This is a genomic window from Providencia sp. PROV210 (assembly GCF_028479445.1).
Lineage (GTDB): Bacteria > Pseudomonadota > Gammaproteobacteria > Enterobacterales > Enterobacteriaceae > Providencia > Providencia rustigianii.
In genome coordinates, this window is sequence record NZ_JAMPNQ010000018.1 from 89,160 (window position 1) to 102,145 (window position 12,986).

Annotated in this window: 12 protein-coding genes and 1 pseudogene; 10 read left to right on the forward strand and 3 right to left on the reverse strand. The window is 41.8% G+C overall.

Annotated elements, in window-relative coordinates; translation table 11 throughout:
• The first annotated feature begins 4 nt into the window (after nt 1-4).
• The 7 genes from PR761_RS14510 to PR761_RS14540 all read left to right on the forward strand — a co-directional run bounded on the left by PR761_RS14510 (nt 5) and on the right by PR761_RS14540 (nt 8,720).
• The gene (locus PR761_RS14510; protein WP_154610870.1) at nt 5-2,320 is read left to right on the forward strand and encodes a bifunctional salicylyl-CoA 5-hydroxylase/oxidoreductase; all 2,316 of its coding nucleotides are present in this window, start codon (nt 5-7) and stop codon (nt 2,318-2,320) included.
• A 29-nt stretch (nt 2,321-2,349) separates the two neighbouring features.
• On the forward strand, nt 2,350-3,477 hold the full coding sequence (locus PR761_RS14515) for a cupin domain-containing protein (RefSeq protein ID WP_112836089.1): 1,128 nt from the start codon (nt 2,350-2,352) through the stop codon (nt 3,475-3,477).
• Between the two features lie 68 nt (nt 3,478-3,545).
• A complete protein-coding gene (locus PR761_RS14520; protein WP_006816008.1) occupies nt 3,546-4,457 on the forward strand; it encodes a fumarylacetoacetate hydrolase family protein in 912 nt (303 codons plus the stop codon).
• A gap of 18 nt (nt 4,458-4,475) precedes the next feature.
• Nucleotides 4,476-5,507: a carbon-nitrogen hydrolase family protein gene (locus tag PR761_RS14525; RefSeq protein ID WP_006816007.1), complete on the forward strand. Its 1,032-nt coding sequence runs from the start codon at nt 4,476-4,478 to the stop codon at nt 5,505-5,507.
• Nucleotides 5,504-6,259 (forward strand): maleate cis-trans isomerase family protein, encoded by a 756-nt coding sequence (locus PR761_RS14530; protein WP_006816006.1) that lies wholly within the window; start codon nt 5,504-5,506, stop codon nt 6,257-6,259. The genes PR761_RS14525 and PR761_RS14530 overlap by 4 nt, the downstream gene beginning before the upstream one ends.
• 85 nt (nt 6,260-6,344) lie before the next feature.
• The gene (locus PR761_RS14535) at nt 6,345-6,797 is read left to right on the forward strand and encodes a MarR family winged helix-turn-helix transcriptional regulator (RefSeq protein ID WP_039855745.1); all 453 of its coding nucleotides are present in this window, start codon (nt 6,345-6,347) and stop codon (nt 6,795-6,797) included.
• Between the two features lie 276 nt (nt 6,798-7,073).
• A complete protein-coding gene (locus PR761_RS14540; protein ID WP_115163934.1) occupies nt 7,074-8,720 on the forward strand; it encodes a Na+/H+ antiporter in 1,647 nt (548 codons plus the stop codon).
• Nucleotides 8,721-8,722: 2 nt separating this feature from the next.
• Here PR761_RS14540 and PR761_RS14545 read toward each other — a convergent pair whose 3' ends face one another.
• The 3 genes and pseudogenes from PR761_RS14545 to PR761_RS14555 all read right to left on the reverse strand — a co-directional run bounded on the left by PR761_RS14545 (nt 8,723) and on the right by PR761_RS14555 (nt 10,570).
• Nucleotides 8,723-9,298, reverse strand: a complete 576-nt coding sequence (locus PR761_RS14545) for a PIN domain-containing protein (RefSeq protein WP_112836092.1) — start codon at nt 9,296-9,298, stop codon at nt 8,723-8,725.
• Nucleotides 9,298-9,759: a helix-turn-helix domain-containing protein gene (locus PR761_RS14550; protein WP_112836094.1), complete on the reverse strand. Its 462-nt coding sequence runs from the start codon at nt 9,757-9,759 to the stop codon at nt 9,298-9,300. Before PR761_RS14550 ends, PR761_RS14545 begins: the two co-directional genes overlap by 1 nt.
• Nucleotides 9,760-9,949: 190 nt before the next feature.
• Nucleotides 9,950-10,570: pseudogene (locus PR761_RS14555) on the reverse strand (flavin reductase family protein).
• A 750-nt stretch (nt 10,571-11,320) separates the two neighbouring features.
• Here PR761_RS14555 and PR761_RS14560 point away from each other — a divergent pair.
• The 3 genes from PR761_RS14560 to PR761_RS14570 all read left to right on the forward strand — a co-directional run bounded on the left by PR761_RS14560 (nt 11,321) and on the right by PR761_RS14570 (nt 12,982).
• On the forward strand, nt 11,321-11,665 hold the full coding sequence (locus PR761_RS14560; RefSeq protein WP_006815999.1) for a helix-turn-helix domain-containing protein: 345 nt from the start codon (nt 11,321-11,323) through the stop codon (nt 11,663-11,665).
• Nucleotides 11,666-11,785: 120 nt separating this feature from the next.
• The gene (locus tag PR761_RS14565; protein WP_006815998.1) at nt 11,786-12,337 is read left to right on the forward strand and encodes a fimbrial protein; all 552 of its coding nucleotides are present in this window, start codon (nt 11,786-11,788) and stop codon (nt 12,335-12,337) included.
• Nucleotides 12,338-12,361: 24 nt separating this feature from the next.
• The gene (locus PR761_RS14570) at nt 12,362-12,982 is read left to right on the forward strand and encodes a fimbrial protein (protein WP_006815997.1); all 621 of its coding nucleotides are present in this window, start codon (nt 12,362-12,364) and stop codon (nt 12,980-12,982) included.
• The last annotated feature ends 4 nt before the right edge of the window (nt 12,983-12,986 follow it).

Consider the following 12,986-nt stretch of genomic DNA (forward strand, 5'->3'; position numbering starts at 1 on the left):
TTCCATGAATATCGTTTGTATCGGCGGCGGTCCCGCAGGGCTTTACTTCGGGTTGCTGATGAAATTACAGAACCCAGAAAATCGTGTTGTGGTGGTTGAACGTAACCGCCCTTATGACACCTTTGGCTGGGGTGTGGTGTTCTCGGATGCCACATTAAGCAATTTACGCAAAGCAGACCCTGTTTCAGCAGAAACTATCAGCGCAGAGTTTAGCCATTGGGATGATATCGACATTCATTTTAAAGGTAGCTGTAATCGCAGTGGTGGACACGGTTTTATCGGGATCGGGCGTAAAAAATTACTCAATATTTTGCAAGATCGTTGTCTTGAAGTGGGCGTAGAACTGGTGTTCGAAACTCAAGTGACAGATGACCAAGAAATTGCTCGCCAATATAACGCCGATTTAGTCATTGCTTCAGATGGGATCAACAGCGCGGTACGCACTCGTTATGAAAATATCTTTAAACCGGATATCGATCAGCGTCGTTGCCGTTTTGTTTGGTTAGGAACTAAAAAGATTTTCGACGCATTTACCTTTATTTTTGCTGAAAATGAACACGGTTGGTTCCAAGTTCATGCTTATCAATTCCAAGATGGACTTTCTACATTTATCGTAGAAACGACGGAAGAAACGTGGTTAAAAGCCGGTATTGACCAGATGTCCCAAGAAGATGGCGTCGCTTACTGTGAAAAACTGTTTGCGCCATGGCTTGATGGGGAAAAATTGATGGCTAATGCGGCTCATCTGCGTGGTGCCGCCATTTGGATCCGTTTTCCTCGTGTTATTTGTGATAAGTGGGTGCATTGGACTCAACCAGCTGAAAACAAAGACGTACCTGTCGTACTGATGGGTGATGCTGCCCATACCGCACATTTCTCAATTGGTTCAGGAACTAAGCTCGCATTGGAAGACGCTATCGAGTTGTGTGAAAGTTTAAAAACCACTCAGGGTGATTTGCGCAAAGGCTTAGAGCATTACCAAAAAGTTCGTAGTGTTGAAGTATTGAAAATCCAAAATGCGGCACGTAACTCAACTGAGTGGTTTGAAAATGTTCAGCGCTATGAAAACCTCGACCCAGAGCAATTTGCTTATTCATTATTGACCCGCTCTCAGCGTATTTCCCACGAAAATTTACGCGTTCGCGATGGCAGTTGGTTAACGGATTACGAAAACTGGTTTGCCGAAAAATCAGGATTACCTACGAATATCACTAACCAAAAAATCGCCCCGATGTTAACGCCTTATCGTTTGCGTGATTTGGAATTGAAAAATCGTGTGATCGCCTCACCAACATTATTGTATTGCGCAACCGATGGGGTTGTCAGTGACTTCCATTTAGTCCATATCGGGAGCCGTGCTCTTGGCGGTGCGAGCCTGATCATGACTGAAATGACTGCAATTTCTCCAGAGGCTCGGGTGACAACGGGATGCCCAGGAATTTGGAACGATGAGCAAGTGGCTGCATGGAAAAATGTGACTCAGTTTGTGCATCAAAAAACGGATGCAAAAATTGGAATTCAACTCGGTCATGCAGGGCGTAGAGGTTCCACTCAACGTGGCTGGGAACAAGAAAATCATCCAATGAAACACGGTAATTGGCCACTGGTTTCTGCCTCACCATTACCTTACTTACCGAACATTTCAGATACGCCTGCGGAACTGACTGAAGCGCAAATGGCAATAATAATTGACCAATTTGTTGCGGCGGCAAAGCGCGCGGATCAGGCTGGATTTGACTGGTTGGAACTGCAAGCAGGGCACGGTTATCTATTATCCAGCTTTATTTCGCCATTGACGAACCAACGTACCGATGGTTTCGGTGGCTCACTGGAAAATCGCCTACGTTTTCCATTAGCTGTAGTGAGTGCAGTAAGAAAAGTATGGCCAGAGGGTAAGCCGCTTTCAGTGCGTATTTCTGCAACCGATTGGGTTGAGGGTGGCACCACGGTTGATGAAGCGGTCTTGATTGGGAAAGCTTTACACCAAGCTGGTGCTGACATCATTGACTGCTCGTCGGGCGAAGTTTCGCCTCTGCAACAACCTGTTTATGGGCGCATGTACCAAACCCCAATGGCAGATCGAATTCGTAATGAAGGTTCGGTTCCAGTGATTGCTGTTGGTGCAATCACTGATGCGGATCAGGTCAACAGCATTATCGCTTCAGGGCGTGCAGACCTTTGCGCTCTATCTCGTCCATTGCTTGCTGACCCTGCTTGGTTACTTCATGAATGTGCCCGCTTTGGATGGAATACCGTAAATTGGCCTGCGCCATATGAATATGGTCGCCAGCAATTGATCCAACAATCGAAAAGTCGCTAATTGTGCTAGCTATATAGGAGCTAAAACCGATGACAACTCAGTCCCATGAACAGTATAGAGAAAATGTCGCAGGACGCGCAGATGTGGCCGACACTCCTGAATTGTTGGCGTATTACAAGCAATTAGATGAATTAAAAACCGGCGCGTTATGGACGGTTGCTAACAAGATTGAGCCATGGCAGCCAAAATCCCAGTCGGTGCCCGTGTTATGGCGCTACCAAGATTTACGGGAACATGTTTTACGTTCAGTGGATTTAGTGACGCCAGAAAAAGCTGGCCGCCGGGTTATCTATCTCAATAATCCTGGTCGTCAAGATGTCGCGGCAGCGGTGGGTTGGTTGTATTCCGGATTACAAGTTATGCATCCAGGAGAAGCGGCCTCAGCACATGCGCATTCTTCATCAGCATTGCGTTTCATTATGGAAGGGCGTGGAGCTTATACCATTGTGGAAGGGCAAAAAATGATGCTAGAAGCCAATGATTTTGTGCTGACACCGAATGGAACTTGGCATGAGCATGGTGTTGCAGAGGATGGCTTACCGTGTATTTGGCAAGATGGGCTCGACATTCCACTAGTCAATGCGATGGAAGCCGGCTTTTATAAAGTGCATCCAGATTTAAACCAAGTACAGACTCGTCCGGTTGATTACCCAGTGGGTATGTGGGGCGGAACGGCATTGCGCCCACAGCATATTGGTTGGGATAAGCCTTATTCACCCCTGTTCAAGTATCAATGGGGACCGACTTATGAAGCGCTACAACGTGCAGTAAAAGTTAGTGAGGGCTCACCCTTTGATGATGTGCTGATGCACTACACCAATCCGCTAACCGGGGGACCAGTGATGCCAACGATTGGGGCGAGTATGCAGCTGCTGCGCCCAGGTTTTGTGGGTAAAGCCCATCGCCATACAGGCAGCTTTATTTACCAAGTAGCGAAAGGAAAGGGTTATTCGGTTATCAATGGGCAACGCTTTGACTGGCAAGAGCGGGATATTTTCTGTGTGCCGTCATGGATGTTCCATGAGCATGTGAATACCTCGCAAAGTGAGGATGCTTGCTTATTCTGTTTTAACGACCTGCCAGTGATGAACTCCCTTGGCCTCTATTATGAAGAGGCATTAGTGGAAAATGACGGGCACCAAAAAGTTATTGGCTAATTATTTATTCTAACTATTTACGTGAAGATTTCAGTCAGGCATATCGACCTGACACAAGGAGAAGAATTATGCGTCTTATTACTTACCGTTCAGATGTTACCGCAGCAGCACGTTTAGGTGCGATCGTTGATAACCAAGTAGTTGATTTAGCCAGACTTGCTGAAGAAAACGGCCAATATTTACCAGACAATATGTTGGAATTTATTGATTTAGGCCCTCAAGGGATCCGTGCAGGTACTGAATTATTAAACGCACATAAAGGTCAATTCCCTGCGGGAACTGCATGGCCAGTACAGAACGTAAAAATTTTAGCGCCAATTCCACGTCCAAGAAAAAATATTTTCGGGATCGGCCTGAACTATGTTGAACACGTTGCTGAGTCTAGCCGTACTTTGGATACCTCGAAAGAATTACCTAAAGAGCCTGTTATTTTCTCTAAGCCGCCAACAACGGTGATTGGGCCGGGTGATGCGATTGAGCATAACAGCCAGATCACGCAGCAATTAGATTGGGAAGTGGAATTAGCGGTGATTATGGGAACGCGTGCAAAAGGGGTTTCTGAAGCAGACGCACTGAATTATGTGTTTGGTTATAGCCTCATGATCGATATGAGTGCGCGTGATTGCCGCCGTGCAGGCCAATGGATTTACTCGAAAGGGCAAGATACCTATGCGCCGTTTGGCCCTTGCATTGTCACCGCAGATGAAATTCCCGATCCTCATTCCCTTAATTTGAGTCTGAAAGTGAATGGCGTGACTAAACAAGATTCCAATACTCGTCATATGCTGTTCAATGTTAACGCATTAATTGCAGATATCAGCAAAGGTATCACGTTAGAGCCGGGAGATATCATTGCTACGGGAACTCCTGAGGGTGTTGGTGCTGGGCGTTCTCCACAAGAGTGGGTATGGCCAGGAGATGTGATTGAAGCTTACGTGGAAAAAATTGGTGAGCTACGTCATCCAGTGGTTGCGGTATAACCCAAGGGAGATAAAAGTATGTTAAATCTACCTCAGTTTAAGGCGGCGGCGGTACAAGCCGCGCCTGTTTTCCTCGATACCAATGCAACGGTTGACAAAGTGTGCCGGTTAATCGAAGAAGCGGCAGATAACGGGGCTAAGTTAGTGGCATTTCCCGAGGTTTTTGTTTCTGGTTACCCTTATTGGAGCTGGGTGATGAACCCTATCGATGGTAGTCCATGGTTTGAAAAACTGTGCAAATCAGCGATTGAAGTTCCGGGGCCAGAAATTAAGCGCATTGCGCAAGCTGCGGCTCGTCACCATATTAATGTGGTGATTGGGGTGAATGAACGTAATCCCAACGGAATTGCTACTTTGTACAACACCCTTGTGACTATCTCGGATGAAGGGCGAATTCTCGGTCGCCACCGTAAATTAGTTCCGACTTGGGCTGAGAAATTAACGTGGGCAAATGGGGATGCGTCGTCACTAAAAGTCCACCAAACCAGTATTGGTCCTTTGGGCGCGCTGGCTTGTGGGGAGAATACCAATACGTTGGCACGTTTCTCATTATTGGCTCAAGGGGAGTTGGTGCATATCGCGAGTTATATCGCTTTACCCGTTGCGCCAAAAGATTACGACATGGCAGAGGCCATTCGCCTACGAGCGTCGGCACACTGCTTTGAAGGGAAAGTGTTCACCGTTGTTTCTTGTTCAACAGTTTCTGATGAAATTATTGAGGCGATGGCAGATTCTCATCCGGAATCTCGTGAATTGCTCGCGCGTCCTAATAGTGCATTTTCCGGCATTATCGGTCCAGATGGACGCGTAGTGGGTGAACCACTGATAGATAAAGAAGGGATTGTTTATGGTGAAATTGATTTAAATCGCTGTATTCAGCCACGTCAGATGCACGATATTACGGGGCATTATAACCGCTTTGATATCTTTGATTTACAGGTTAATCGTCGCCCACTGACTGCAGCTCGTTTTCATGATAGTGGGCAGAATGTGGATGAATTGAACCAATTTGCCGAAGCAGATGAGCAATCTTTGGAGAAAGGACTATGACTTTAGCGCGCACTTTTCGTATTGGGCAGATAGTGCCTTCATCCAACACGACAATGGAAACAGAGATTCCGGCGATTTTACGTGCCCGTGAAGCGATGTTTGCCGAACGTTTTACATTTCATTCCAGTCGTATGCGTATGCAAAAAGTGACCAAAGATGAGCTGGCAAAAATGGATTTTGACAGTGACCGCTGTGCGATTGAGCTCTCTGATGCAGATGTTGATGTTTTAGGCTACGCTTGCTTAGTTGCGATCATGAGTATGGGAAAAGGTTATCACCGTATATCGGAAAAGCGCCTTCACGAACGTACCATCGATAATGGTCATCCAGCTCCGGTTGTCACCAGTGCAGGGGCATTGGTTGATGGGCTACATGCGATTGGGGCGAAAAAAGTCTCTATCCTAACGCCATATATGAAGCCGTTAACTCAGTTGGTGATTGATTACATTGAAAGTGAAGGTATTGAGGTTGTTGACAGTATTTCTCTCGAAATTCCTGACAATCTTGAAGTGGGAAGACAAAATCCATTAGCGCCAGTGGAGATCACTAAAAAACTCAATACCAATGTGGATGTCATCGTTGCCTCAGCTTGTGTCCAAATGCCCTCTTTGCCGTCAATTCAATTAATTGAAGATAGAGTCGGGCTACCTGTTTTATCATCATCGGTAGCAACCACTTACATGATGTTGAAGAAGCTGGGGCTGGATACCCGCGTGGATGGTTTCGGTTCATTACTTAGCGGAAAGTTTTAGTTAAATTATGTTAAGAGTTAGGTTTCCTTCTGCTACTCTGCTAGCTTCCAGTGTGATTAAACTTGAAGCTAAACATGAGGAACTGATGCCTGAATCAAAAGTTTTCGTGGATAATTATCTGCCTGCCCTATTGGGGCAGGCGTGGATGCTTGTATCATCTGAATTTCATGCGGTGGTCGAAGCCCATGGGCTATCAGTATTGGAGTGGCGAGTATTGTCGACGTTGGCGAATAATGGGTCGATGGGGATAACTGAACTTTCCCAAAAAACTGTCAGTAAGCAACCGACTATCACACGAGTGCTGCAACGATTGGAACAGCAGGGGCATGTTATCCGTCATAATAACCATACAGGCAGCGATCGCCGGGTTACACTAGTCAGTGTGACATCAAGCGGAGTTGCTTTAGTGGAAGGATTATTAGTGGCGGCTGAAGAGCATGAAAAATTAGTATTAGCACCTTTAGGTACACGAAAAAGTAAAATGTTAAAACAGATTTTGCAGGAGCTTATTGATAGACACAGCCCTGAAGTTAAATGAGTAAATCACCATGAAATGGTAGGATTTATCTGTTTTTGATGTGTTTTAATCGTTTGCCAGTAAAGCTATTATTTAAGCCTTATAAAACATTGAGATATTCATTATTTCTATGACGTATTTTAAATTGAGTAATATCCTGTAACACAATGATTGATATGGTTGTTTTTGATTTTCTGGTTATTTTTAAAAGATTATAAATTGCTACTTTACATTGATTTGATTTATCTATTTACTGCAAGACAGAAAACTAATAGATAAACCATACTGGAGCACTCAATGTCAGTAGTGACACTTGTACTCGTTTTTTTACTTGCAGTGGTGGTGAGCGTTTTTGTTTCACGCTTACTTAAAGATATTATTCCGTTACCTATTATTCAAATAGCGTTAGGTGCAGCCTTATCGTTTTATGGGTTTACGGTAGAGTTCGAACCGCATTTATTCTTATTTCTATTTATTCCTCCTTTACTATTTCTTGATGGCTGGCGAATTCCCAAAGAAGCCTTATTTCAAGAAATTAAACCGATTATATCGCTAGCTATTGGGTTAGTCGTCGTCACCGTTATTGGGATGGGCTTCTTTATTCATTGGTTAATTCCGACATTTTCGTTAGCGGTGGCGTTTGCGCTGGCAGCAATTTTATCGCCAACAGACCCCGTATCGGTTTCTGCAATGACCGTGAATTCACCTTTACCATCGCGTATGGCGCATATTCTAGAAGGTGAATCACTGCTTAACGATGCAACGGGTTTAGTGTGCTTTAGTTTTGCAGTTGTTGCGGCGCTGACAGGGGAATTTTCACTGACATCCGCCGCTGGGCAATTTGTTTTGGTGGCATTTGGCGGGATCGCGATTGGCTTACTGGTGGCATGGGCGATTGGCTGGATTAACCAATTTTTGGTGAAACGGACCGGTGAAGAACCCTCGATTCAGATTATGATCAGCTTGTTAATGCCATTTACGGCTTACTTGTTAGCGGAACATTTGCATGTTTCCGGTATTCTTGCTGCTGTTGTTGCGGGTATTGCAATGCACTACGAGAAAATTGCAGGACGTATGCAAGCGGCAACTCGGATGCAGAGCAAGGCAGTATGGGATACGGTACAAACCGGTTTAAATGGGATGATCTTTATTCTATTAGGTGAGCAGCTACCGGGAATGTGGACTAATATGCCGGAGGTTGCAGAAGCGGCAGGAGCCAGTCATCCGTGGATGCTATTTGTCTATGTCGGTATTATTACCGTGGCATTAGGCGCGTTGCGTTTTGCGTGGGTATGGATTTCGATGACGTTAACGGTATTCCATAATCGTCGTCGTGGTAAGCAGGCGGATGAAGTTCGTATTCGTATGATGGCAGTGATGGCAACGGCAGGCGTGCGTGGTGCGATTACGCTAGCGGGTATTTTGACATTGCCATTATTGATGCCGAATGGCTCAATATTCCCTAACCGTGACGTGGCAATTTTCATTGCGATGGGGGTTATTCTATGTTCATTGCTTATTGCCAGCATTGCGTTGCCGATTTTAACTAAAGGTTTAGTGCAAGATTTACCCTATGATAATGATGAAATTCGTGCTCGTCTGGCACTGAATGAAGCCGCAATGGCACATATTCGGGAGCTAATGAACCACCCTTCAGAAGATGTTGATGAAATTGCGATGCGTACAGAAGTGGGAGCTCAGTTATTAGAGATTTATGGTCGACGTTTAGATAACTCTGATGAAACTGAATCTGATGTATTTGATTTACATAGAATGATTGAGATGGAGCGCTCAATGTCGGGCTCTGCATTGAAAGCGAAACGAGATGCGTTATATCAGATGCGTAAAGGGAAGAATATTAATGAGCGAGTGTATCACCGTTTACGTGATGAGCTTGATCTTAAAGAAGAAACCCTTAACCATAATAAGAGTTCGAAGCATTAGCTTTAAATCATACATTGATATTTTTCGAGTGCTTTGACTGTCATTGGTAGCCCTTGCCGTAGTAATGCATCAAAGTACTCGCGAGTATTTATCTTTGGTTTTTTTAGGTTGATTCGTTGTTTACGAACTGCTGATAAAGCTAGAGCATGATTTAAATCGAATAAATCTGAGATAAATTCATCAGGATGAAGCGCTTCCATATCTAGGCGCTTTAAATATTTTTTCGGAAAATCTTTCAAATTCAATGTAACGATAATTTTTGCATTGCTCTTTATTGCCGCCGCTACAACATGTCGGTCATCTAAGTCTGGTAATTCGAGTCCATCAATCAATGGTTCATATTGTTCAACTTTGGCATCGGGCAAAGCAATATTCATTAATGCACTGGTTCGATTTAATTGGCTTGTAGATAAATCAGGTCTATTAATTAGAAGATTACGTTGCCATTCATTATGAATTACATCTGTCCATTTTGCTTGATACAAACCTGCTATTGCTAGATGCATGAGTAAATCTCGTAGAAGCGATGGGTATAAAACACATGCATCTAATACAACAGGAAAAGGGGAATGGATCATCAGTAAAGACCAAGCTCCTGACTTTGGTCTGCCAACGCTTGCATGGCTTGCAAACTTTCTTCTTCTCTTTGAGCTTTGAACTGCATTAAATCAGCGAAAAGAATACGACGATGACGACCTGTTTTATGAAAAGGAAGTCTGCCTGCTTCTAAAAGTTTCACCAAGTGAGGGCGAGATACATTAAGAATATTAGCCGCTTCCTGCGTTGTTAATTCAGCATGCACTGGAACAATTTGTACTGCATTACCTGCGGCAAGCTCACCTAAAATTGCCATGAGTAATGTTAATGCTGATGTAGGTAATTCAATTTGATGAACTTTATTATCTGCATCTTTAATCGATATTTGTTGAGTTTCTAATTTGGTGGACAAGTAAGTTGCAAGTTCCCTTTGTCCTTTAACTGCCGCCTCAATCTCCTTTGGAGCCGGGAGGCTCATACCTTTAAGAATTGAGTATGTCATTGCTGTTCCTATCTATTAAGGTTGATTACTCTATTTTCAGCATTTCAGCTCATTACTGGCAGTCATAAACATTCGCCTGCACTGCTTTAATAAGTGTAAACGAAATAAACGAAATATTCAATATTCGAAATAAACGAAACTCAATGTGGAGATATAGCCTACTATTATCGTAGGCTAACTGAAAGAAAGGTTATTTAGGACGATACATTTCCAGTTTTTGTTGCTCTTCTATCCAATAGTAATCGGCAGGTCCCCCTGCGCGCATCAGCGGTTTTTGTCGAGCACTATTGTATAAGCCATTTTCTAGTGTCTCCTCCGCAATATGCACCATCACAACTTCGCCCATAACCATCTATGTATCCAATAGCGTGCCATCAGCGCGTTTTAATTGCTGATATTCAGTGACGATGCACTCCATAGCGACGGGGGTTTGTGCAATTCGCGGTGGCTTTATTAAGGTGGATGGCGTGGTAGACAATGCCGTTAAATCGAATTCGCTTTCTCCATAGGCTAAAGTCGCGCTACTCAAATTAACTTGCTCTCCCAAATCGAGAGTGGCGAGGTTGTAGACAAATTCTCCGGTTTCAATGGCATTGGTGACGGAGTCTTTTTTTCCAACACTGGAAAATACTAAAATTGGGGGCGAGTAATTAAAAATATTAAAAAAGCTATAAGGTGCGAGGTTGGTTCTTCCTTGTTTATCACAAGTAGAAATCCAGCCAATTGGGCGTGGACCAATTAATGATGGGATTGGATCATGGGGAAGTCCATGACCTTGTTTTGGTTGGTAGCTGTAGAACTGGTTTTTCATAATTAGCTCCTTTTTAGCACTATCCTAGCGGATAAATATTCTCGGTGTAAGGTAAGCAAATGAAAAATGCAGTATTTGTATAATCTCAGCGTGATATGGATAGAAAAGAATTATTTTAAAAGGATGATGATTTTTATTGGTAACTATTAAATACCTATTTTTGATGAGTTTTTGATCTCTACTAAAATGGATAATTCATTTTTAAGGTTTAATTCTATTTATTTTTAAAATTACGAATGAAATTTTAGCATACTCTTAAAGTGTGTTATTTAAGACTGATTGATAATTTTAGGCTAATACAAGGTTTATAGTTTTTATTATTTTATTTTTTTGGTTTAATTAATTTTTTATATTTAATTATATTATTCTTTTGATTTAATATAGTTTCAATTCAATAATAAAAAAATAAGGTTATTTTTATTCATTTTTTAATTTATAGTGCGTGATATTAATCATAATTAGCTAATTATATGTTTTCATGAAATCTATTTAATTATATGTAATTAATGAATATTTTATTTTTCAAATCAATCAATAGAAAACAAATAAATTAATTCGATAGGTATTAGCTATTGAATTATATAAATTCGATCGATATAAACGTATTTACAGTGTTATTCCTTGTATCTATATTTTAATAAATTATGTTTCCTGCAATTCGGATATATCCATTTTTATTGAGCTGTTTATTCATTGTTATTGACTCTCTGTGAATAAATAAAATTAAAGCTATCTAACGTTGGTTTTAATATGATTAAAAATAAAATTTTATTACGTAAAGAAGTGGGTTTGTTTTTACGAGATGCTAGAGTAAATAGTTCTTTAACGGGCGAGCAATTGGGTAAAATGCTTCATATTAGCCAGCAGCAAGTATCTCGATATGAAAGAGGGATCACCAGTATTAGTATTGAAAATCTTGATGCTTTACTAAATATGCTAGGTAAAGATTGGTCTGAATTTTTCTTTAAAGTTATTGCTAATTACTCTGATGAAATAGCAGAGATAAAGCGACAGGATAATTTTTTATTTCAAGATAAAAAATCAAAATATTCTTACTATGAAAAATTAAAATTAAGATCAATAAGTGAATTTTAATTTGCTTTTTATTCAACAGTTATGTCTTGAATTATTTTATTAAGATGTTGTTTATGCCATTAATTATTTTAATGGTGATATTTGTTTCCCTCATTTTTTAAATTAAAGGAAAGTCATATTATGAAACTAAATACATTGGCATTAGCCACAATTATGGCTGCCTCAGTCACATCTTTTGGTGTGATGGCAGAAAATACAGGCACAATTAATTTCATCGGAACCGTAGTAACGTCGCCATGTAATATTGGGCAATCATCACTGAAACAAACCGTAGATTTTGGGCAACTATCTCGTCGAGGGCTAGAAAATGGCCGCTCTGCCGAAGTGGATTTTAATATTGAATTTACGGGCTGTGATTTTTCTGACTTTACTAAAGATGATGCCGGTACTCCTGCTGTGGTGAAATCAATGGAGCTTGTGTTTACAGGGCAAAATTATGCCGATGCAACGAACACATTACTTTCAACTTCGCCAGGTAATCTCAATAACGTAGGTATTGCAATTGATGGCTTTGAATTTGGTAAAGCCAAAGATATCTTGTCACGTATCATCAATAAAAAAGGCGATAATACTTTATCATTCAAAGCACTAGCTAAGGCTATTGATACAACTAAAGATGTCACTGAAGGTAAATTCAGCGCCATCACGAATTTCCGAATTACTTATCAATAAGAGTGTGGAGATACCGTCAGCAGTGTGCTGGCGGTATCACTGATCGAATTGAGGGAGGGAATTGTGATTGTTTATCAACGGCTAGCTCGCCAATTAACACGATTGATAACCACAGTGATTTTGCTGTGTCCTGTGATATCGAGTGCCACCAGTAATAAAAAAATTGAGCTTAACGCGAGTACAACCTTCAAAGGGATCGTTGTCGCTACTCCTTGTTCTGTGGTGATAGAGAATCGTTTCCAATCTATTGATTTTTCTCCATTAGCATTAACGATGCTAGGAACTAAAATTCAGCGAGAGCAGCATAATCAACCTTTTGTTATTGAGCTTCGTGATTGTGGCAGTTTGCACTCTTCTCTCGATCCTAAAACCTGGTCAATTCGTTTTGTCGGTCAAGCCGCTGAGCATATTGATGCCTTTGTATTACAGGGAGCATCTCAAGGGCTTGCTGTTTCCGTACTAGATAATCACTTAAACACGCTGATACCGGGTCAATACTACCTCTTGTCAGATAATGTCTTACGACAAGACAAATCAGAAAAAGCACTTTTCTTACGTTATTTCTTACGGTTAGAGCTGACAGGACAGCCGATTCAGGCGGGTAGTTATCAAGGGCTGATTCGGTTTTTTATCGATTATCAATAGGTTG

Coding starts and splice junctions, on each gene's coding strand:
- PR761_RS14510 (WP_154610870.1), top strand. CDS start 5: ATGAATATCGTTTGTATCGGCGGCGGTCCCGCAGGGCTTTACTTCGGG.
- PR761_RS14515 (WP_112836089.1), top strand. CDS start 2,350: ATGACAACTCAGTCCCATGAACAGTATAGAGAAAATGTCGCAGGACGC.
- PR761_RS14520 (WP_006816008.1), top strand. CDS start 3,546: ATGCGTCTTATTACTTACCGTTCAGATGTTACCGCAGCAGCACGTTTA.
- PR761_RS14525 (WP_006816007.1), top strand. CDS start 4,476: ATGTTAAATCTACCTCAGTTTAAGGCGGCGGCGGTACAAGCCGCGCCT.
- PR761_RS14530 (WP_006816006.1), top strand. CDS start 5,504: ATGACTTTAGCGCGCACTTTTCGTATTGGGCAGATAGTGCCTTCATCC.
- PR761_RS14535 (WP_039855745.1), top strand. CDS start 6,345: ATGCCTGAATCAAAAGTTTTCGTGGATAATTATCTGCCTGCCCTATTG.
- PR761_RS14540 (WP_115163934.1), top strand. CDS start 7,074: ATGTCAGTAGTGACACTTGTACTCGTTTTTTTACTTGCAGTGGTGGTG.
- PR761_RS14545 (WP_112836092.1), bottom strand. CDS start 9,298: ATGATCCATTCCCCTTTTCCTGTTGTATTAGATGCATGTGTTTTATAC.
- PR761_RS14550 (WP_112836094.1), bottom strand. CDS start 9,759: ATGACATACTCAATTCTTAAAGGTATGAGCCTCCCGGCTCCAAAGGAG.
- PR761_RS14560 (WP_006815999.1), top strand. CDS start 11,321: ATGATTAAAAATAAAATTTTATTACGTAAAGAAGTGGGTTTGTTTTTA.
- PR761_RS14565 (WP_006815998.1), top strand. CDS start 11,786: ATGAAACTAAATACATTGGCATTAGCCACAATTATGGCTGCCTCAGTC.